This is a genomic window from Nonomuraea sp. NPDC049758 (genome assembly GCF_040674635.1).
Classification (GTDB): domain Bacteria; phylum Actinomycetota; class Actinomycetes; order Streptosporangiales; family Streptosporangiaceae; genus Nonomuraea.
The window spans coordinates 135,518-155,374 of sequence record NZ_JBFAMZ010000001.1; the positions used below are offsets into that span (position 1 = coordinate 135,518).

Annotated in this window: 18 protein-coding genes; 8 read left to right on the forward strand and 10 right to left on the reverse strand. The window is 70.4% G+C overall.

Going from position 1 to position 19,857, the window contains the following annotated elements:
• Positions 1-49 precede the first annotated feature (49 nt).
• The gene (locus AB0J46_RS00585; RefSeq protein WP_352321451.1) at positions 50-655 is read left to right on the forward strand and encodes a TetR family transcriptional regulator; all 606 of its coding nucleotides are present in this window, start codon (positions 50-52) and stop codon (positions 653-655) included.
• Here AB0J46_RS00585 and AB0J46_RS00590 read toward each other — a convergent pair.
• The 4 genes from AB0J46_RS00590 to AB0J46_RS00605 all read right to left on the reverse strand — a co-directional run bounded on the left by AB0J46_RS00590 (position 649) and on the right by AB0J46_RS00605 (position 4,471).
• Positions 649-1,698: an ABC transporter ATP-binding protein gene (locus AB0J46_RS00590; RefSeq protein ID WP_364324487.1), complete on the reverse strand. Its 1,050-nt coding sequence runs from the start codon at positions 1,696-1,698 to the stop codon at positions 649-651. The genes AB0J46_RS00585 and AB0J46_RS00590 overlap by 7 nt on opposite strands.
• Positions 1,685-2,491, reverse strand: coding sequence for an ABC transporter permease (locus AB0J46_RS00595; RefSeq protein WP_352350264.1), 807 nt, complete (start codon positions 2,489-2,491; stop codon positions 1,685-1,687). The genes AB0J46_RS00590 and AB0J46_RS00595 overlap by 14 nt, the downstream gene beginning before the upstream one ends.
• A complete protein-coding gene (locus AB0J46_RS00600; protein ID WP_352350262.1) occupies positions 2,484-3,242 on the reverse strand; it encodes an ABC transporter permease in 759 nt (252 codons plus the stop codon). The genes AB0J46_RS00595 and AB0J46_RS00600 overlap by 8 nt, the downstream gene beginning before the upstream one ends.
• 107 nt (positions 3,243-3,349) lie before the next feature.
• Positions 3,350-4,471, reverse strand: coding sequence for a spermidine/putrescine ABC transporter substrate-binding protein (locus AB0J46_RS00605; protein WP_357971184.1), 1,122 nt, complete (start codon positions 4,469-4,471; stop codon positions 3,350-3,352).
• A 544-nt stretch (positions 4,472-5,015) separates the two neighbouring features.
• Here AB0J46_RS00605 and AB0J46_RS00610 point away from each other — a divergent pair.
• Both AB0J46_RS00610 and AB0J46_RS00615 read left to right on the forward strand, forming a co-directional pair.
• Positions 5,016-6,125, forward strand: a complete 1,110-nt coding sequence (locus AB0J46_RS00610; protein ID WP_364324491.1) for a hypothetical protein — start codon at positions 5,016-5,018, stop codon at positions 6,123-6,125.
• Positions 6,122-7,081, forward strand: a complete 960-nt coding sequence (locus tag AB0J46_RS00615) for an SIS domain-containing protein (protein ID WP_364324494.1) — start codon at positions 6,122-6,124, stop codon at positions 7,079-7,081. The genes AB0J46_RS00610 and AB0J46_RS00615 overlap by 4 nt, the downstream gene beginning before the upstream one ends.
• Here the strand turns inward: AB0J46_RS00615 and AB0J46_RS00620 are convergent.
• The 4 genes from AB0J46_RS00620 to AB0J46_RS00635 all read right to left on the reverse strand — a co-directional run bounded on the left by AB0J46_RS00620 (position 7,075) and on the right by AB0J46_RS00635 (position 11,154).
• Positions 7,075-7,644 (reverse strand): ATP/GTP-binding protein, encoded by a 570-nt coding sequence (locus AB0J46_RS00620; RefSeq protein WP_358283685.1) that lies wholly within the window; start codon positions 7,642-7,644, stop codon positions 7,075-7,077. The two genes, AB0J46_RS00615 and AB0J46_RS00620, sit on opposite strands and share 7 nt — an antisense overlap.
• Positions 7,625-7,939 carry a DUF742 domain-containing protein gene (locus AB0J46_RS00625; protein WP_229824241.1) on the reverse strand — a complete coding sequence of 105 codons (315 nt, stop codon included), beginning with the start codon at positions 7,937-7,939 and terminating at the stop codon, positions 7,625-7,627. Before AB0J46_RS00625 ends, AB0J46_RS00620 begins: the two co-directional genes overlap by 20 nt.
• 66 nt (positions 7,940-8,005) lie before the next feature.
• Positions 8,006-8,428, reverse strand: a complete 423-nt coding sequence (locus AB0J46_RS00630; protein WP_352321436.1) for a roadblock/LC7 domain-containing protein — start codon at positions 8,426-8,428, stop codon at positions 8,006-8,008.
• A complete protein-coding gene (locus AB0J46_RS00635; RefSeq protein WP_364324498.1) occupies positions 8,428-11,154 on the reverse strand; it encodes a nitrate- and nitrite sensing domain-containing protein in 2,727 nt (908 codons plus the stop codon). Before AB0J46_RS00635 ends, AB0J46_RS00630 begins: the two co-directional genes overlap by 1 nt.
• Before the next feature lie 341 nt (positions 11,155-11,495).
• On the opposite strand from AB0J46_RS00635, the gene AB0J46_RS00640 reads away from it, so the two are divergent.
• From AB0J46_RS00640 to betA, 5 genes are all read left to right on the forward strand, one after another.
• Positions 11,496-12,551, forward strand: coding sequence for a glycine betaine/L-proline ABC transporter ATP-binding protein (locus AB0J46_RS00640; RefSeq protein ID WP_364324501.1), 1,056 nt, complete (start codon positions 11,496-11,498; stop codon positions 12,549-12,551).
• Positions 12,548-14,461 carry an ABC transporter permease subunit gene (locus AB0J46_RS00645; protein ID WP_364324504.1) on the forward strand — a complete coding sequence of 638 codons (1,914 nt, stop codon included), beginning with the start codon at positions 12,548-12,550 and terminating at the stop codon, positions 14,459-14,461. Before AB0J46_RS00640 ends, AB0J46_RS00645 begins: the two co-directional genes overlap by 4 nt.
• Positions 14,458-15,435, forward strand: coding sequence for an ABC transporter substrate-binding protein (locus AB0J46_RS00650; protein ID WP_352350246.1), 978 nt, complete (start codon positions 14,458-14,460; stop codon positions 15,433-15,435). The genes AB0J46_RS00645 and AB0J46_RS00650 overlap by 4 nt, the downstream gene beginning before the upstream one ends.
• Before the next feature lie 62 nt (positions 15,436-15,497).
• Entirely contained in the window at positions 15,498-16,433 is a 936-nt protein-coding gene (locus AB0J46_RS00655) for an ABC transporter substrate-binding protein (protein ID WP_364324507.1), read from the forward strand.
• Positions 16,409-18,055 carry a choline dehydrogenase gene (betA, locus tag AB0J46_RS00660; RefSeq protein ID WP_364324510.1) on the forward strand — a complete coding sequence of 549 codons (1,647 nt, stop codon included), beginning with the start codon at positions 16,409-16,411 and terminating at the stop codon, positions 18,053-18,055. Before AB0J46_RS00655 ends, betA begins: the two co-directional genes overlap by 25 nt.
• Before the next feature lie 6 nt (positions 18,056-18,061).
• Here betA and AB0J46_RS00665 read toward each other — a convergent pair whose 3' ends face one another.
• Together AB0J46_RS00665 and AB0J46_RS00670 are read right to left on the reverse strand one after the other, a co-directional pair.
• Positions 18,062-18,850 (reverse strand): ABC transporter permease, encoded by a 789-nt coding sequence (locus AB0J46_RS00665; RefSeq protein ID WP_364324513.1) that lies wholly within the window; start codon positions 18,848-18,850, stop codon positions 18,062-18,064.
• Complete coding sequence (locus AB0J46_RS00670; RefSeq protein WP_364324516.1) at positions 18,847-19,785, reverse strand: ATP-binding cassette domain-containing protein; 939 nt, start codon at positions 19,783-19,785, stop codon at positions 18,847-18,849. The genes AB0J46_RS00665 and AB0J46_RS00670 overlap by 4 nt, the downstream gene beginning before the upstream one ends.
• Positions 19,786-19,857 lie beyond the last annotated feature (72 nt).

Here is a 19,857-nt window from a genome sequence, read left to right on the forward strand (position 1 = left end):
TGGTCACGGCCGATCTGAATGGTGACCAAACGCACGGGGGGTGGTGGTCGTGGCCCAGCGCAAAAGCCGTAGTGACCGGCGCATCGACTTGATCGAGGCCGCGCGCCGAGCCATCATCCGCCACGGCATCGACGGAGTACAGCTCTCGCACGTCGCCGAGGAGGCCGGTCTGACCTCCGGCGCCGTGCTCTACCACTACCCCGACCTGGGCGAACTGCTGGTCGAGGCGCAGCACGCGGGCATGGAGCGGTTCTACGAGCTGCGCATGCGCCGCCTGGCCGACTTCACCGACCCGGTCGAGAAGCTGGTCGTCACGATCCGGTCGGGGTTGCCGACCGGGCCGCTCGACCCCGACGTCCGCCTGCTCAACGAGCTGGGCGGCGCCGCGGGCCGCAACCGGGTCTACGGCGTGCTGCTCACCTCGCTGTACGACCGCCAGGTGTCGATGTACCAGGCGATCCTGGACACCGGGGCCGCGCTCGGGGTCTTCCGGCTGACGGCCGACTCCGTGACCATCGCGCGCAACCTGGTGGCCCTGGAGGACGCCTACGGCTACCGCATCACCGCCAGGCACCCGCTGATCGGCCCCGACGAGGCGGCCGAGCTGATCCTGTCGTACGCGCGGGCGGCGACGGGCAACGACCTGGCTCATTGATCGACCGCCATGATGACGGCGTCCTGGGCCTCCCAGCGCACCTTCACCTTGGCGCCGGGCTGCACCGTGCTCGCCCCCTGCACCGCGGCGAGCACGGGCTTGGCCCGTCCCGGCACGTCCACGGAGATGTGCGAGACGCCGCCGTAGAAGCTGACGTCCAGGACGCTGCCCTTCAGGCCCCGCGCCGCGTTCTCGTCGGCCAGCTCGATCTTCTCGGGCCGCACCGCGAGCAGCGCCTTGGAGTCGGCGGCCAGGTCTTCGAGCGGCGTGCCGGCCAGCATGCCGAACTCCTCGCTCTTGATCCCGTCCAGGCCGGTGCAGACGCCCTCGAACAGGTTGTTCGCCCCGACGAAGTCGGCCACGAACGGCGAGCGCGGGCGCTCGTACAGGGCCACGGGGGCGTCCACCTGGCGCACGCTGCCGCTGTCGAAGACCGCGATGCGGTCGGCCAGCGACATGGCCTCCTCCTGGTCGTGCGTGACGACCACGAAGGTGATGCCGACCTCGCTCTGCAGCCGCTTGAGCTCCAGCTGCATGTCCGCGCGGACCTTCTTGTCCAGGGCCGACAGCGGCTCGTCGAGCAGCAGCAGCCGCGGCCGCTTGACGATGGAGCGGGCCAGCGCGACCCGCTGCCGCTGGCCGCCGGACAGCTGCGCGGGCTTGCGCGAGGCGTGCGCCGACAGGCCCACGGTCTCCAGCACCTCGCCGACCCGCTGCTTGATCTCCTGCCGGGGCAGCTTCTCCCGCTCCAGGCCGTAGGCCACGTTCTTGGCCACGGTCATGTGCGGGAACAGCGCGTACGACTGGAACATGAGGCTGATCGGCCGCCGGTTGGGCTGCTTGGACAGCAGGTCCTCGCCGTCGAGCGTGACCGTGCCGGCGTCCGGCGTCTCGAACCCGGCGATGATGCGCAGCAGGGTGGTCTTGCCGCAGCCGGAGGGCCCGAGCAGGGCGAAGAACTCGCCCTGCTCGATCTCCAGCGAGACGCCGTCGAGCGCGGTGACGTCACCGAACCTGCGGGTGACCCCGTCAATCCTGAGCACGTGATTTCCCGATCTTGGTCATCCGCTGCCCGGCGATCACCGCCGTGAAGCTCACGAGGAGCAGGATCGCGGCCAGCGCGTTGATCTTCGGGGTCACCCCGAAACGAACCATTGAGTAGATGACGATCGGCAGCGTCGGCTCGGCGTTGCCGATCGTGAAGAAGGCGATCACGAACTCGTCCAGCGACAGCGTGAACGCCAGCAGCGCCCCGGCGACGATCCCGGGCACCAGCTGCGGCAGCGTGACCCTCATGAACGTGACCACCGGCCCGGCCCCCAGGTCGCGCGAGGCCTCCTCCAGCGAGGTGTCGGCGTTGGTGAGCCGGGTGCGCACCACCGCCGCGACGAACGCCATCGAGAACACGGCGTGCGCGATGGTCACCGTGGGCAGGCCGAGCGCGAACTGGGCGTCCCACTGGGCCAGGAAGGTGTTGATCAGGGCGTACAGGACCAGCAGCCCGATCCCGAGCACCAGGTCGGGCAGCACGGCCGGCATGAGCGAGATCGCGTCGAGCAGCTTCGACCTGGTGTACCGGGCCAGGCCGACGGCCAGCAGCGTGCCGAGCACGGTGGCGATCGCCGTCGAGCCCAGGGCCACGATCAGGGTGTTGACCAGGCCCTCTCTGATCTTCTCGTCGGCGGCCAGCTCGCCGTACCACTTGAGGCTGAAGCCCTCGTAGGTGTAGGCCGACTTGCCGGAGTTGAACGACATGACGACCAGGACGATGATCGGCACGTACAGGAAGGCGTAGGTCGCCCAGAACGGCACGTACAGCAGCTTGGGTCTACGCACGGCGGGCCGCCCACGCCTGCACGAGCAGCAGCAGGATCAGCACCGCGATCAGCGCCAGCACCAGCGCCGAGCCGAACGGCCAGTCGCGCGCGACCAGGAACTGGTTGCGGATCAGGTTCCCCACCATGATGGACTTGTTGCCGCCGAGCATCTCGGGGATGACGAAGTTGCCGAAGCTCGGCACGAACACGAACATCGCGCCGGTCAGCGCGCCGGGCAGGGTGAGCGGCAGCGTCACCTTCCGGAACGTGGTGAACGCCGAGGCCCCGAGGTTCGCCGACGCCTCGCGCAACTGCGGGTCGAGCTTCTCGATCGAGGAGTACAACGGCAGCACCATGAGCGGCAGGTACGAGTAGAGCAGCCCGGTGACGATCGCGCCCTGGGTGTACAGCAGCTCCATCTCCTTGCCCAGCAGGGAGCTGAGCAGCCCCTGACTGCTGAGCATGATGATCCACGCGTAGACGCGGATGATGAAGTTCGTCCAGAAGGGCAGCACGACCGCCACCAGGGCGATCGTCTTCCACTTCGACGGGAGCTGGGCGATCAGGTACGCCGTCGGGTAGCCGAGCAGCAACGCGATCAGCGTGGCGATCGTCGCCATCTTCAGCGAGTCGCCGACGACGTTCAGGTAGAGGGAGTCGAACAGGCGCTGGAAGTTCTCCAGCGTGAACTCGTAGACGATGCCCCCGAAGCGCCCCCGCTGGAAGACGGTGTAGCTGAGCACCAGCGCCAGCGGCACGAGAAGGAGCACGACCAGGTACGTCAGACCTGGCGAAAGGAAAACGAACGCGCCCAGCCGGCGACCCCGCTTACGGGACACCGGCCGGGCCTTGACCTCGGATCTCACTGCACCAACGACTATCCGGCCGTGACTTCCTGCGACAGGCGGCTGAACTTGGTCGACGCCTGTCCCAGGTCGATGATCGACTCACCGTTGAGCAGTTCCGCCGGCTTGATGTCCAGCAGCGAGCCCTTGGGGATGGTCACCTTGTCCATGGCGGCCTTGTTGGGGACCTTGTAGTTGATGTTCTCGGCCGCCCAGCGGTGGATCTCCGGGTCGAGGATCATGTTGATGAAGGCGTGGGCCGCCTCCTTGTTCTTGGAGGACTTCATGATCACCATGGTGTCCACCCAGAGGTCGCTGCCCTCCTTCGGCACCACGAACTTGATGTTCTGCTTCTCGTCCGTGGTCGGGCACCAGCCGTCCCACGCCTCGACCATGATGGCCTCGCCGGACTTCAGCCGGTCGCCGAAGGTGGTGTCGTCGTAGCGCAGCAGGTGCGGCTTCTGGGAGACCAGGAGCTCCTTGGCCTTGGCGATCTCCTCGTCCTTCTCGGTGTTGACCGAGTAGCCGAGCGCCTTGAGCGCGGGCAGGACCAGCCAGCGCTCGGTGGTCATCATGGTGACCTTCTTCTCGGCCCAGGAGGCGGGCTTGAGGATGTCGTTCCAGCTCGTCGGCGGCGTCTTCACCAGGTCGCTGCGGTAGCAGATGCCGGTGGTGCCCCAGGTGTAGGGCACCGAGTACTTGTTGCCCTTGTCGTAGGAGAGCTGCGTGGCCTCGGGGTAGAGATTGGCCAGGTTCGGGATCAGCTCGGCGTGGATGGGCTCCAGCAGGCCCTGGGCGTTGAGCGCCTGGGCGTACTGGCCGGACACGAAGGCCACGTCGATGCCGCTGTCGCCGGAGGCGGTCAGCTTGGCCATCGCCAGCTCGTTCGTGTCGTGGTTGGTGATCCCCATCTCCTTGACCTTGAGCTGCTGCTTGACCTTCTCAGGCAGCTCCTCCGGGGTGTAGCCCGGCCAGACGGTCACCTGGAGCGACTGCTTGGTCAGGTCGGCGTTGGGCTGGAGCTGTTCGGCCTTGGCCGCGGTCGTGCCGTCTGAGCTGCTCGACGACCCACCGCCGCACGCCGCGACGGCTAGCGCGAGGCCGGCCACCGCCACGGCGGCCGGAAGACGACGGGTGAACCGGTTACGGGACACGGCCGCTACTCCTTCTGGTGCTGAGGATTGAGGGGTCGCGCGACCTTACTGGACACGGCAGACCAGAGCAGGAGTGTTGCAGCAGAAATCAACATGAGCAAGACTTTTCCCGACATTGCTACCAGGAAGTTTGATCAGAGTGTTGAATCGAGATTCAATAACGGAGTCGCCTCATCCCGGTCCGTGAGGGACATCTCACCTCGCGTACGGACCGCCTTTGGGCCGCGCTCTTCGCGCCATCTCTTCCAGCCGTAATCTATCGGCTCAGGAGCGTGCGATCCCTGGCGGGTGCTCAGCGAACGGGCGAACGATCCGGATCCGCCCAGAGCGGCTTATCGGTCGCGGCGACACCGCGCGGACCCCGCTCGCGCACGGAGACAGGGGCGGCCCGGAGCGAGCACCGGCGGCGGGGCCGTACCCTCCTGAGCGGCGCAGGCGCTTTTCCCTAATGCGCGGTCGGGCTCCGAAGAGGGCGAAGTTGCAGCGGATATCAACATGAGCGAGACTTCCTTCCACACGTCGATCGGGAACGATGGTCAATCTGTTGAACTGGGATTCAATTGCGCCCCGGCTCGCCGCCCTCGCGACGGAGCCCGTCTCCGACCGGGATCACGGCCTGTCCACGAGCCTGCTGCGGGCGCTGGCGCACGACCCGCCGCCCCCGTTCGCCGTCCGCCGGTTCCATGACCTTCCCGTCCTCGCGGCGACGGCCGCCGAGCGCGGCTTCGGGCCGCACGTCGACCAGACCAACCACTCGGTCGTGGTGGACGAGCGGATGGTCGTGAAGTGGCTGGCCCCGCCGGTCCCGCTGCCCCACCCGACGCCCGAGATCTTCGCCCACCTCGTCGAGGTCGGCTTCACCGGCACCGCGCCCCCGTACCTGGCCCTGACCCGCGCCTCGGACGCCGGTGAGGAGCTGCTCGCGCTGGTGACGGGCTACCTGCCCGAGGCGCGCGACGGCTGGGAGTGGTGCGTGGACGAGGCCGAGTCCGGCGGCACGGAGTTCGCCGGCGAGCTCGGCCGGCTGGCCGCCGACCTGCACGTCGCGCTGTCCACCCTGCCCGGCGGCTCGTCCGCGCGGCAGGCGGACCCGGCGGCGCGGGCCGCGGACGCGCTGGCCGAGGCGCTCGCCCTCACCGACGGCGCCGACGGCGCGTGGCTGGCCACGCGGGCCGGCGCCCTGGCCGGCGAGCTGGAGCCGCTGCGCGCGGGCTTCGCGGGCCCGGTGATCAGGATCCACGGCGACCTGCACGTGGGCCAGATCCTGCGGTGGCGCGACGGCTACGCCGTGATCGACTTCGACGGCAACCCGACCGTGGCCGACACCGGCGTGCGCCAGCCGGCCGCCAGGGACGTCGCCCAGCTCACCACGAGCCTGGAGCATGTGGCCCAGGTCGCCGTCAAGCGCCGGGGCACCCCGCCCGCCCACGCCGCGGCCTGGGCGGCGCGGGCCCGGGCCGGCCTGCTGGACGCCTACCGCGACCGCCTGTCCAGCCTCGGCCGCGCCGACCTGCTGGACGAGACCCTGATCCGCCCGTTCGAGGTCGAGCAGGAGTGCCGCGAGCTGATCTACGCCGCCCGCCACCTGCCCCGCTGGCGCTACGCCCCCATGGGCGTGCTGCGCACCTGGTACCCCGAGGAGAACCTGCCGTGAATCCCGAGCTCTACCTGGCCGACCTGGAGGCCAAGCCCGCCGCCCTGGCCGCCCTCGCCGACGGGCTGCGCGCGGCCGATCCCTTCGCCAGGCTGCCCGAGGGCGTGCGCCGGGTGCTGTTCCTCGGCATGGGCAGCTCCCGGTACGCCGCCGGGGTGGCGGCCCTGCGCCTGCGCGCGGCCGGCGTGGACGCCTACGCCGACTACGCCTCGGCCGCGGCGACCTACCCGGCCGGGCCGGACACGCTGGTCGTGCCGATCTCGGCCACCGGCGGCAGCCGCGAGACCCTCGACGCCCTCGCCCGCTACGCCGGGGGCCCGTCGTACGTGGCCGCGATCACCAACGTGCCCGGCTCGCCCGTCACCGAGGCGGCCGACCTGGTCGTCCCCATGGGCGCGGGCGAGGAGCGCGGCGGCGTGGCCTGCCGGACGTTCCAGCACACGCTGGCCCTGCTGCTGGCGCTCGAAGCCCGGCTCACCGGGACGGGCGGCGACCTGCCCGCGCTGCTCACCCGGGCCGCCGAGGCCACCCGCGACCTCCTGGACCGCCGGGACGAATGGCTCCCGCTGACCATGGAGCTCCTCGACGGGCCCGACGGCGTCTACACGATCGCCCCCGCCGAGCGGCTGTCGTCGGCCGAGCAGTCGGCGCTGATGTTCCGCGAGGGCCCGCGCCGCGCGGCCGACGCCTGCGAGGCGGGCGACTGGTCGCACGTCGACGTCTACCTCACCAAGACCCTCGACTACCGGGCGCTGCTCTTCCCCGGCTCCCGCTACGACGAGCAGGCCATGGACTGGGTGCGCGAGCGCGGCTCCACGGTGATCTCCGTGGGCGGCGAGGTGAAGGATGCCGCGGCGGCGATCCGCTACGCGCACGACGACGACCCCGGCGTGGCGCTGCTCACCGAGACGCTGGTGGCCGAGCTGGTGGCCGCGTACTGGTGGAACGCTCAGTAGGGACGGGCACCGATCACGTGCTCGACCAGGGTGATCAGGGTGTTCTTGACCGACTGGCGGGCCCGGGCGTCCGTGCGCACGATGGGCACCTGCGGTGAGAGCGTGAGCGCCTCGCGCACCTCGCTCTCCACGTGCGGGAAGCGCCCGTCCCAGCCGTTCAGGCCGACGACGAACGGCAGCCCGGCCTCCTCGAAGTAGTCGACGGCGGGGAAGCTGTCGGCCAGCCGGCGGGTGTCCACCAGCACGACCGCGCCGATCGCGCCGCGCACGAGGTCGTCCCACATGAACCAGAACCGGTGCTGGCCGGGCGTGCCGAACAGGTAGAGGATCAGGTCGCGTTCGAGCGAGACGCGGCCGAAGTCCATCGCGACCGTGGTGGTGGACTTGCCCGGTGTGTGCGCGAGGTCGTCGATGCCGGCCGAGGCGTCCGTCAGCACGGCCTCGGTGGTCAGCGGCACGATCTCCGACACCGCGCCGACGAAGGTGGTCTTCCCCACGCCGAACCCGCCCGCCACGACGATCTTCGTCGAGGTGAGCGCTGGGCTAGAGCCGGCGAAGTCCACTCAGGACCCTCTCCAGCAGCCTGCGGTCCGGCAGCCCGGCCTCCAGCTGCGGCTGGTAGACCTTGACCAGCCCGTCCGCCTCCATGTCGGCGACCAGCACGCGCGCCACGCCGAGCGGCACCGCCAGCAGCGCGGAGATCTCGGCCACCGAGCGCACCTGGCGGCACAGCTCGCTGATCGCGCGGTACTCGCGGGTGTAGGTCATGCCGAGCCGGGCCGAGGTCGCCGACGAGACCAGCGCCTCCATGGCCAGGCCGGTGCGCGGCGCCGTCCTGCCGCCGGTGACGGCGTACATGCGCACCAGCGAGCTGCGCTGGGGCTCCGGCTCCCCGTCATGCCACGATGCCAACGTCCACTCCCATCACCAGGGGCGCGCGGATGACAACTCCGCCCGTACGGCAGGGGTCAGCACCTGCCCCGTGCGTTCGACCAGAATCGTCATCTGGTACGCCACCAGGCCCATGTCACAGTCGGGCGCGGCCAGCACCGCCAGGCACGACCCGTCGCTGATCGACATCACCAGCAGCAGCCCGCGTTCCATCTCCACCAGGGTCTGCGTGACGCCGCCGCCCTCGAAGACCCGCGCCGACCCCTGCGTCAGGCTGACCAGCCCGGCCGCGATGGCGGCGAGCTGGTCGGCGCGGTCCTTGGGGAAGCCGCGGGAGAAGGCCATCGGCAGGCCGTCGGCGGAGACGACCACGGCGTGGGCCACGCCGGGCACCTCCTCGACGAACGCGCTCACCAGCCAGTTGATGTCCCTGGCCCCCTGGCTCAGTTCCTTCATCAGTCCTCCTCTAGCTCGGCTCGGCCCTTGCGCACGCCCTGCTGGTAGCTGGCCAGCCGGCTGCGCAGCCGGTCGGGGGACGGCGGAGGAACCGGCACGGGCGGCGGCTGGGGAACCGCGGCACCCGGTACCAGATTCGCTCGCGGCGTGCGCTTGGGCAGGCCGGAGTTCGTGGTGCCGCCTTGGGCGGGCTCGGCGGTCGTGTTCGCCGCCTGCCAGCCCTGGTCGGCGGGCGACGACCAGGCCGGGTCCCGCCGGTCGGCGGTCGGCGCGGCCCTGCTGAACCAGCTGCTCTCCTCGACGGAGGCGAAGATCGGCAGGAACTCGTTCCCGGCCGCCGGCTCGGCCCCGGCCGGCTCGGGCCCCGTGGCGAACGACGGGTACGACGCGCCGGACGCCGGCGGCTCCGGCTGCTCGACCGACTGCGAGGAGGACGAGGTGAACCACGACGACTCGGACGCCGACGGCATGGGGTCGAACGACGGGTGCCCGTAGGCGGGCATCGGGGCCGTGGGCGGCGCGTACGGCTCGGCGCCCTGGAAAGGTTCGGCACTCTGGTACGGCTCAGCGCTTTGGAACGGCTCAGCGCTCCGGAGCGGGTCGGCGCTTCGGAACGGGTCGGCGCTCTGGAAGGGGTCGGCGCTCTGGAAGGGGTCGGCGCTCTGGAAGGGCTCGGCGCGTCCCTGGTCCGGGCGGCCCATGGCGGACATGGCCGGGGTGTGCGCGGCCGCGGCCATCGAGCCGTGCAGGTGCCCGGGCACCGCGCCGGGGACGGCGGCGAGCAGCATCTCCGGGATCAGCACCATCGCGGTCAGCCCGCCGATGTCCTGGCGGCGGAGCTGCACCTTGATGCTGTGCCGCAGCGCGAGCCGCCCGACCACGAACAGGCCCATCCGCCGCGACACGGACACGTCCACGACCGGCGGGTGGGCCAGCCGCCAGTTGGCCTCGGCCAGTTCCTCGGGGGTCATGCCGATGCCGTTGTCGGTCACCGAGACCATCAGCCCGCCGCCGTCGATGCGGCTGCTGGAGATGATCACCTTGGTGTCCCTGGAGGAGAACGAGACCGAGTTCTCGACCAGCTCGGCCAGCAGGTGCACCACGTCGGTGACGGCCTGCCCGGCGATGGCGACGTCCGACTGCGCCTGGACGCTGACCCGGTCGTAGCTCTCGACCTCGCCGAGCGCCGCGCGCACGATGTCCATGAGCTCGACCGGCTCGCTCCACTTGCGCGCGGCCTCCTGACCGGCCAGGACCAGCAGGTTCTCGCTGTTGCGGCGCATGCGGGTGGCCAGGTGGTCGAGCTTGAACAGGTCGCCGAGGCGCTCGTCGTCGCGCTCGCCGCGCTCCAGGCGCTCGATCAGGGTGAGCTGCCGTTCGACCAGGGTCTGGCTGCGCCGCGACAGGTTGACGAACATGGCGTTGACGTTGGACCGCAGCCGCGCCTCGTCGCCCGCCAGCCGGACGGCCTCGCGGTGCACCTCGTCGAAGGCCCGGGCGACCTCGCCGACCTCGTCCCTGGAGAAGATGCCGATGGGCGGCACCTCGGCGTCGACCGCGCCGTCGCGCGACTCGCGCAGGTGCTGGACGAAGTCCGGCAGGCGGCGCCCGGCGATCTCCAGCGCCTCGCCGCGCAGCCTGCGCAGCGGCCGGACCAGCGACCTGGCCACGCCGGTGGTGATCAGCAGGACGGCGACCAGCAGCGCGAGCACCGCGCCCGCGATGACCAGCGCCCGCCGCTGCTCCTCGGCGCTGAGCGTGGCGCTGCGCGCCACGATCCCGGCGGCCTGGCGCTGCTCGACCTTGCGCATGGAGTCCACGACGACGTTGGAGGCGTCGAACCACTCCTTGGCGTCGTCGCGCTTGGCCAGGTCCAGCCCGCGCAGCGGCAGCGAGGCCGAGGCCCTGATGAGCACCAGCTCGCGCAGGAACAACATGCGGTCGGCGCTGCGGCCGTTGACGGTCTCGTCGAAGAAGCGGCGCTCGTCGGCGGTGGCCTCGGCGGCGAAGCCCCTGCGGTCGGCGGTCTCGGCGGACAGCTCGCCGAGGAAGCGCTTGAGCTGGTCCTGGCCGAAGGCGCCCTCGACGAGGACGGTGGTGAGCAGCGCCTGCTGGTAGGAGACGCTCTCCTTCGCCCTGGCCAGGCCGTCCAGCATGCGGGTCTGGCGGAACAGCTCGTCGTCGGAGCTGCCCTTGATCAGTTCGGTGTGGATGGAGAGGAGGTCGCCGATCACCGTCGTGTAGAGGTCGACGGCGGGGCCGGGCAGCAGGTCGGCGTCCATCGCCTGCTCGCGCAGCGAGGTCAGGTCGTCCAGCCGGGTGAGCATGTTCTCGATCTGGTCGGCGGTACGGCCCTCGACGTCGGCCAGGATCTGCTGGGCGGTGCCGCGTACCTCCCTGATGGCGACGTCCACCTGGTCCATCTGGGACCGGACGCCGCCGAGCCCGTTCACGGGCCGGTTCCTGGCGATGTACCAGGCGGTCTTGGCCCGCTCACCGGCGAGCTGGTGGGTCAGGTCGCCCACCTGCTCCGACAGCACGGCTAATCGGTTCGTCCGGTCGTAGTCGGCGGCGGCGCCCGTCGAGGACAGCACCTGGACGCCGCCCAGCAGCACGGCGGCGGCGGTCGGCACCAGGATGAGGGCGACCAGGCGCGCACGTACGCGCCAATTGCGCAGGCGCCAGTTGCCTTCGACGGCCTGCCGCTCGCCCAGCTGTGTTGTCACCGAACGCACCTCGCCCGAATCGGCGTATTTGTCAGGGCTGTGGCCCTTGGGAGAAATCAGCAAGTGCGGGTAATTGGAACACATCCTAAGCGGAGGTGGCCACCCGCACATATCGGTGCGAAATTCAACTTCTGTGCCCAGTGGGACGAAAGCTGGAGCCCCATCTCGCCATCCGCCCAACCAGAAATAGCCCCCTATACCTTCATATGTCCGCGTATGGGCGTTTAGTGCGTTCCAAGCGCATAACACGGGAGGAGCAGCCAGGTCTCTCACAGGTCACAGCGTTGAGATTTGCGTTATTCACCGCATATGTTGAGCCCTCGGCAATCGAGGAGGCGAGGGTGCGGGATTCTCCCGACAGCGCGGCCATCAGCGTCGAAGGGCTTTGGAAGATCTTCGGATCCAGGGCGCAAAAGGTGCTGGACAGCGAGGACAGACACCTCGACCCCGCCGCTCTGCGAGAGAAGACCGGTTGCACCGCCGCCGTCCGCGACGTGAGCTTCGAGGTGCGCCCCGGCGAGGTCTTCGTCGTCATGGGCCTGTCGGGAAGCGGCAAGTCCACCCTCGTACGCTGCCTGACCAGGCTCGTCGAGCCCACCGCCGGCCGCATCAGCATCGGCGGCGAGGACGTCGGCCGCGCCTCCCCCGCCCGGCTGCGCGAGCTGCGCCGCCACCGGGTCAGCATGGTCTTCCAGCACTTCGGCCTGCTGCCGCACCGCAGGGTCATCGACAACGTCGCCTACGGCCTGGAGATCCAGGGCACCCCCAGGGCCGCCAGGCACGCGCGGGCCGCCGAGATCCTCACCCTCGTCGGCCTCGACGGGTACGCCGGCTCCTACCCCGACCAGCTCTCCGGCGGCATGCAGCAACGGGTCGGCCTGGCCCGCGCGCTGGCCGTCGATCCCCAGGTCATGCTGTTCGACGAGCCGTTCAGCGCGCTCGACCCGCTGATCCGGCGCGACATGCAGGCCGAGGTGATCCGGCTCCACCGCGAGGTCGGCAAGACGATGGTGTTCATCACCCACGACCTGTCCGAGGCGCTCAAGCTGGGCGAGCGCATCGCCATCATGCGGGCCGGCTCGATCGTGCAGCTGGGCACGGCCGAGGAGCTGGTGGGCGCGCCGGCCGACGACTACGTGGCCGACTTCGTCCGCGACGTGCCGCGCAGCCACGTGCTGACGCTGCGCTGGATCTGCCGCGCCCCCGAGCCCGGCGAGCCGCTGGACGGCCCCCAGCTCCCCGCCACCACCCTGGTCAAGGACGCCATCGCCGCGGCCTCGGCCTCCTCCCGCCCGATCCGGGTGATGGACGGCGACGAGCTGACCGGTGTCGTGGACCGCGTGGACCTGCTGTCCTTCCTCGCCGGCGCGGACGCCGCGGTGAGGGCAGGCGCGTGAGCACCACCGCGGTCAGCGCCCCCACCAGACTCAAGATCCCCAGATGGGCCGCTCCCGCCGGGGTCGCGCTCCTGTTCGCCGTGGCGTACCTGGTCTTCCGCGGCACCGGGACGCTGCCGCACGACAAGGAGGCGCCGCAGTTCCTGGCGGTCACCGAGCTGCGCGAATGGATCGACGACCACCGCAACGAGAGCCCGCTCTTCCTGTACTTCCTCAACTACATCCGGCTGTTCGTCGACGGCGTCTACACCTTCTTCCAGACCGTGCTCACCGCCCTGAACTGGCCGGGTCTCATCGGCGTCCTGGCCGCGCTGGCCTGGCTGGCCGGCGGCTGGCGCATCGCGCTGCTCGCGGCGGCGGGCGTGGGCGCGTTCGGGGTGCTCGGCCTGTGGCAGTCGAGCGTGGACACGCTGGCGCTGGTGGCGGCCTCGGTGCTGCTGTCGCTGGCGGTCGGCGTGCCGCTCGGCGTCTGGGCGGGGCTGTCGGCGCGGGTGCGCCGGGTGCTGACGCCGGTACTGGACGTCATGCAGATCATGCCGACGTTCGCCTACCTGGCGCCGCTCGTGCTGTTCTTCCACATCGGCGCGCCGGCCGGGGCGATCGCGACGATGATCTACTCGATCCCGCCCGCGATCCGGATCACCGCGCTGGCCGTCGAGGGGGTCTCCGCCACGGCGGTCGAGGCGTCGGCGTCGCTCGGCGCGACCCGCCGTCAGACGTTGTTCAAGGTGCAACTGCCGCTGGCCCGCCCGACGATGGCGCTGGCGGTGAACCAGACCATCATGATGGCGCTGTCGATGGTCGTGATCGCGAACCTGATCTCGGCCCCCGGCCTGGGCGGCGACATCATCCGCGGCCTGTCGCGGGCCCAGGTCGGCATCATGCTCCCGGCGGGCCTGGCCATCGTGGTCATGGCCGTCGTGCTCGACCGCATGCTCATGTCGGTGGCCCGCCGCGAGGCGCACGCGTCGGTCGGCCGGCCGGACCTCGCGGTCGCGGCGGCGCTGGTGGTCGCGGGCGTGGCGGCCGGGCTCGCGCTGCCCGCGGGCTGGCCCGACGGCCTGACGGTCACCTTCGCCGGCGCGGTGAACGACGCCGTCCGCTGGGCGGAGACGACCTGGTACCCGGTCACGACGTTCGTCAAGGACCTGACCTCGGCCTTCCTGCTCAACCCGCTGGAGGGCCTGCTCACCTCCGCCCCGTGGTGGCTGGTCGCCCTCGCGGTGCTGGCCCTGGCCTGGCGGGTGAGCGGGGTACGCCCGGCGCTGACCGCGCTCGGCTGCCTGCTGGCGATCGCGCTGCTCGGCGTGTGGGAGCACGCCATGCAGACGATGACCACGGTCGCGGTGGCGGTGCTCGTCACCCTCGTGGTCGGCCTGTTGCTGGGGGTGGCCGCGGCCCGCTCGCCGCGCTGGTCGGCCGTTCAGCGCCCGCTGCTGGACGCCGCCCAGACCATGCCCGCGTTCGTCTACCTGCTGCCGGCGCTGGCCCTGTTCGAGACGACCCGGTTCACCGCGATCTTCGCCTCGGTGATCTACGCGGTGCCGCCCGTGGTGCGCCTGGTCGAGGACGGCATCAGAGGGGTGCCCGGCACGGTCGTCGAGGCGGCCGCGTCGGCCGGCTCGACCCCGGGCCAGCTGCTGTGGAAGGTGCAGCTGCCGATGGCGCGGCGGGCCATCCTGCTCGCCGCCAACCAGGGCATCGTGATGACGCTGGCCATGGTCGTCGTCGGCGGCCTGGTCGGGGCGGGCGCGCTCGGCTACGACGTGGTCGTCGGCTTCTCCCAGCGCACGGATTTCGGCATGGGCTTCGTGGCGGGCATCGCGACCGTCCTGCTCGGAGTCATGCTCGACCGCATCACGCAGGGCGCCGACAGGCGCCCTTCCCCCCGAAAGAGGAAGCGCACATGAAGATTCGCCTGCTCGCAGGCCTGCTCGTTGTCGGCCTCACCGCCGTGGGTTGCGGCGGTGGCGCCAAGGTGGAGACCTCCCCCAGCTCCGCCGCCCCGTCGGCCGGCGCCGCCTCCGGCGCGGCGACGACCGGCACCGTCAAGATCGCGATCAACCCGTGGGTCGGTTACGAGGCCAGCGCGAACGTCGTCGCCTACCTGCTGAAGAACGAGCTCAAGTACGACGTGCAGCTGCCGGAGATCAAGGAGCAGGTCGCCTGGGAGGGCTTCGAGACGGGCGACGTGGACGTCATCATCGAGAACTGGGGCCATCCGGACCTGAAGAAGAAGTTCATCGACGAGAAGAAGGTCGCGCTCTCGGCGGGCTCCACCGGCAACAAGGGCGTCATCGGCTGGTACGTGCCCAAGTGGATGGCCGACAAGTACCCCGACATCACCGACTACAAGAACCTGAACAAGTACGCCGACCTGTTCAAGACGTCGGAGTCCGGCGGCAAGGGCCAGCTCCTCGACGGCGACCCGAGCTACGTCACCAACGACGAGGCCCTGGTCAAGAACCTCAAGCTGAACTACAAGGTGGTGACCGGCGGCAGCGAGGCGGCCCTGCTCAAGGCGGCCGAGCAGGCGCAGGCGCAGAAGAAGGCGCTGCTGTTCTACTTCTGGACGCCCCACTGGCTGTTCGACAAGGTCGAGCTGACCCGGGTGAACCTGCCCCCGTACACCGAGGGTTGCGACGCCGACGCCAAGAAGGTCGCCTGCGACTACGCCGAGCTGGACCTCGACAAGATCGTCAGCAAGAAGTTCGCCGACACCGGCGGCAAGGCGTACGAGCTGGTCAAGAACTTCAGCTGGACCAACGAGGACCAGAACGCGGTCGCCAACGACATGACCAACAACGGCCTGACCGGCGAGCAGGCCGCCAAGAAGTGGGTCGAGGCCAACACCGCCAAGTGGCAGGCCTGGCTCCCCAAGTGACCCCTCTTGACCGCGTCCCCTCCGGCCGCCCCCCGGAGCGGACGCGGTCGCGGAGACCTCTCATGCGAACCAAGAAGCTGGCCGGGCCGCTGCTCGCGGCCCTGCTCCTGACGTCCTGCTCCGGCGGCGCCCCCGAGACCGGGGTCGCCGCCAAGGGCACGGTCAACATCGACGTGCACGCCTGGGTCGGGTACGAGGCCCAGGCCGCCGTCCTGGCCTACCTGCTCGAACACGAGCTGGGTTACAAGGTCAGCACGCGCAAGAACAACGAGAGCGATTCCTGGCGCGATTTCGAATCCGGCAAGGTCGACGTGATCGTCGAGAACTGGGGGCACAACGACCTGAAGAAGGAGTACATCGAGCAGAAGAAGGTGGCGCTGTCGGCCGGGCTCACCGGCAACAAAGGCGTGATCGGTTGGTACGTCCCCGAGTGGATGACCAAGAAATATCCCGACATAACCGACTACCGGAACCTGAACAAGTACGCACACCTATTCCGGACCGCCAAAACTGGAAATTTGGGTCAGGTACTCGACGGCGACCCGACATTCGTCACCAACGACGAGGTTCTCATCAAGAACCTCGGCCTCGATTACAAGGTCGTCTACTCCGGCAGCGAGGACGCGCTGATCAAGGCCGCGCAGACGGCGGCGCGCACCCGAACGCCCCTGCTCATGTATTTCTACGAACCGCAATGGCTGTTCACCAAGGTCAAACTGGTCAAGGTCAACCTGCCCCCGTACGCGGTCGGCTGCGACGACGTGCCCGCCAGGGTCGCCTGCGACTACCCGCCGTACCTGCTGGACAAGATCGTCAGCAGGCGGTTCGCCGAGCGCGGCGGGAAGGCGTACGAGCTGGTGCGCAACTTCACCTGGACCAACGACAACCAGAACGCCGTGGCCGCCGAGATGATCAACGGCAAGAAGACCGCCGAGCAGGCCGCCCGGCAGTGGGTGGAGGAGAACAAGATCGTGTGGAAGGACTGGATCCCGCGTTGAGCTTCGACTTCGTCATCGTGGGCGGCGGCTCGGCCGGCTGCGCCCTGGCCAACCGGCTGAGCGCCGATCCGTCGGTGTCCGTGCTGGTGCTGGAGGCGGGCCGGCCGGACTACCTCTGGGACGTCTTCATCCACATGCCGGCCGCGCTGATGTTCCCCATCGGCAGCCGGTTCTACGACTGGAAGTACGAGTCCGAGCCAGAGCCGCACATGAACGACCGGCGTATCTACCACGCGCGCGGCAAGGTGCTGGGCGGCTCCAGCAGCATCAACGGGATGATCTTCCAGCGTGGCAATCCGCTCGACTACGAGCGCTGGGCCGCCGATCCCGGCATGGAGACCTGGGACTACGCCCACTGCCTGCCCTACTTCAGGCGCATGGAGAACTGCCTGGCCGACCCCGGCTCCCCCTTCCGGGGCGACGACGGCCCGCTGAAGCTGGAGCGCGGCCCGGCCCGCGGCCCGCTGTTCAAGGCGTTCTTCGAGGCCGTCCAGCAGGCCGGCCATCCCCTCACCGACGACGTGAACGGCTACCGCCAGGAGGGCTTCGCCGCCTTCGACCGCAACGTCCACCGGGGACGCCGGCTCAGCGCGGCCCGCGCCTACCTGCATCCGGTGCGCCGCCGTCCCAACCTCACGGTCAGGACGCGGGCCCACGTGGAGAAGGTGCTCTTCGAGGGGACGCGGGCGGTGGGCGTCCAGTGCGGCGGCGAGCGCATCGAGGCGCGCGAGGTCGTGCTGTGCGGCGGCGCGATCAACACCCCGCAGCTCCTCCAGCTGTCCGGGGTCGGGCCGAAGGCGCTCCTGGAGTCCGTGGGCGTCCGGGTGGTGCACGACCTGCCGGGCGTCGGCGAGAACCTCCAGGACCACCTGGAGGTCTACGTCCAGCACGCCTGCACGCAGCCGGTCTCGCAGCAGCCGTCGCTGGCGATGTGGCGGCGGCCGTTCATCGGCGCCGACTGGCTGTTCCTGCGGCGCGGCCCCGGCGCCACGAACCACTTCGAGGCGGGCGGGTTCATCCGCTCCAACGACGACGTCGCGTACCCGAACCTGATGTTCCACTTCCTGCCGATCGCCGTGCGCTACGACGGCTCGGCGCCGGCCGGCGGGCACGGTTACCAGGTGCACATCGGCCCGATGTACTCCGACGCCCGCGGCTCGGTGCGGATCCGGTCGGCCGACCCCCGCGCCAAGCCGGCGCTGCGCTTCAACTACCTCTCCACCGAGCAGGACCGCCGCGAGTGGGTGGAGGCGATCAGGCACGCCCGCGCCATCCTGTCCCAGCCCGCCTGGGCCGGCCTGGACGGCGGCGAGATCTCCCCCGGCCCGGACGTCCGGACCGACGAGGAGATCCTGGCCTGGGTGGCCAAGGACGGCGAGACCGCCCTGCACCCGTCGTGCACCTGCAAGATGGGCGTGGACGACCTGGCCGTGGTCGACCCCGCCACCATGCGCGTGCACGGCCTGGACGGCCTGCGCGTCGTGGACGCCTCTGCCATGCCGTACGTCACCAACGGCAACATCTACGCCCCGGTCATGATGCTCGCCGAGAAGTCCGCCGACCTGATCCTCGGCAACACCCCCCTCGCCCCCGACACCACGGCCTTCCACCGCCACGCCTGACCCGGTCTAACGGTCCAGACGCTGGTACAGGCGGACGGACAGGACGAAGAAGACGACGGTGATCGCCACCGGCCACAGCACCGCCATCGTCACGGCGTGCTGGGCCACCCACGAGTCGCCGCCCCAGCCCGGGTTGCCGAACAGCTGCCTGGCGGCGGCGACCGTGGAGGAGAGCGGGTTCCACTCCGAGATCGCGCCCAGCCAGCCGGGCATGGTGCCGGGCGCGACGAAGGCGTTGGACAGGAAGCCGATCGGGAACTCCAGCGTCTGGATCGCGACCACCGCGCCCGGCTCGCGGGTGAGCAGGCCGAGGTACATGCCCGCCCACAACAGGGCGAAGCGCAGGAGCAGCAGCAGGCCGATCGCGCCCAGCGCGCCCCCGGCCGAGGCGGGCCGCCAGCCCACCGCCAGGCCGCACAGCAGCAGCCCGCCCAGGACGAGGACCGAGTTGAGCAGGTCGGCCACGGCCCGCCCGATCAGCACGGCCGAGGGCGCCATGGGCATCGACCGGAACCGGTCGGTGACGCCCTTGGAGACGTCGGAGGCCACGGCGATCATGGTGGAGCTCAGGCCGAAGAGCATCGTCATGCCGTACATGCCGGGCATGAGGAAGGCGAAGTAGTCGGCCCCCGCGGGCACCTCGACCGCGCCGCCGAACAGGTAGCCGAAGGCCAGGGTGATCACCACGGGGAAGAGCACCCCGAAGACCACCGTCATGGGCTGGTTGGCCCAGTGGATCAGGTCGCGGCGGGCGACGGTCCAGCCGTCGGCCAGCGCCCATCTGAGTGCGGTCATCGATCGCCTCCCGCGGTCGTCAGGTTCAGGAAGACCTCGTCGAGGGTCGGCCGGCGCAGCGCGACGTCGGCGGCCTCGATGCCGGACGCCGCCAGCGCGGGCAGGACGCGGGTGAGCGCGCTCACCCGGTCGGCCACCGGGGCGCTGACGTGCCGGGTGTCCCGGTCGATCTCGGCGGGGCCCGCGGCGGCCGCCGAGAGGATCGCTGCCGCCTCGTCGAGCCGCGCCGGGTCGTTGATCACCACGTCGAGCCGGTCGCCGCCGAGCTTGGCCTTCAGCTCCTCCGGCGTGCCCTCGGCGACCAGCCGGCCGGAGTCGATCACCGCGACGCGGTCCGCGAGCTGGTCGGCCTCCTCCAGGTACTGGGTGGTCAGCAGCACGGTCGTGCCGCCCGCGACCAGCTCGCGCACCGCGTTCCAGATCCCGGCGCGGCTGCGCGGGTCGAGGCCGGTGGTGGGTTCGTCGAGGAAGAGCACGGGCGGCGCCAGGATCATGCTCGCGGCCAGGTCGAGCCGCCTGCGCAGGCCGCCGGACAGCTCCTTGGCCGGGCCGTCGTGCCCGGTCAGGCCGAAGCGCTCCAGCAGCTCGGCGGCCCGGGCGCGGGCGGCCGGCGCGCTCAGGTGGTGGAGGCGGCCGAACAGCTCCAGGTTCTGCCGGCCGGTCAGGATCTCGTCCACGGCCGTCTGCTGGCCGACCAGGCCGATGGCGGCGCGGACCCGGCGGGGCTCGGCCGTCACGTCGAACCCGGCCACCTCCGCCCGGCCGGCCGAGGGGCGAAGGAGCGTGGTGAGGATGCGGACGCCGGTGGTCTTCCCGGCGCCGTTGGGCCCGAGCAGGCCGTAGACGGTGCCGGCGGGCACGTCGAGATCGATGCCGTCGAGCGCCGTCTTCGAGCCGTAGGTCTTGCGCAGGCCCTGGGCGAGCACTGCGGACATGGCCACCTCCCTGTCGAATCGTACAGCGTACCGTACAATATACGATCGATGCATGCAACCGTACGGTGTACC

Coding starts and splice junctions, on each gene's coding strand:
- AB0J46_RS00625 (WP_229824241.1), bottom strand. CDS start 7,939: ATGTACGCCGTCACCGGCGGCAGGACGGCGCCGCGCACCGGCCTGGCC.
- AB0J46_RS00630 (WP_352321436.1), bottom strand. CDS start 8,428: ATGAAGGAACTGAGCCAGGGGGCCAGGGACATCAACTGGCTGGTGAGC.
- AB0J46_RS00650 (WP_352350246.1), top strand. CDS start 14,458: ATGAAGATTCGCCTGCTCGCAGGCCTGCTCGTTGTCGGCCTCACCGCC.
- AB0J46_RS00655 (WP_364324507.1), top strand. CDS start 15,498: ATGCGAACCAAGAAGCTGGCCGGGCCGCTGCTCGCGGCCCTGCTCCTG.
- AB0J46_RS00665 (WP_364324513.1), bottom strand. CDS start 18,850: ATGACCGCACTCAGATGGGCGCTGGCCGACGGCTGGACCGTCGCCCGC.
- AB0J46_RS00670 (WP_364324516.1), bottom strand. CDS start 19,785: ATGTCCGCAGTGCTCGCCCAGGGCCTGCGCAAGACCTACGGCTCGAAG.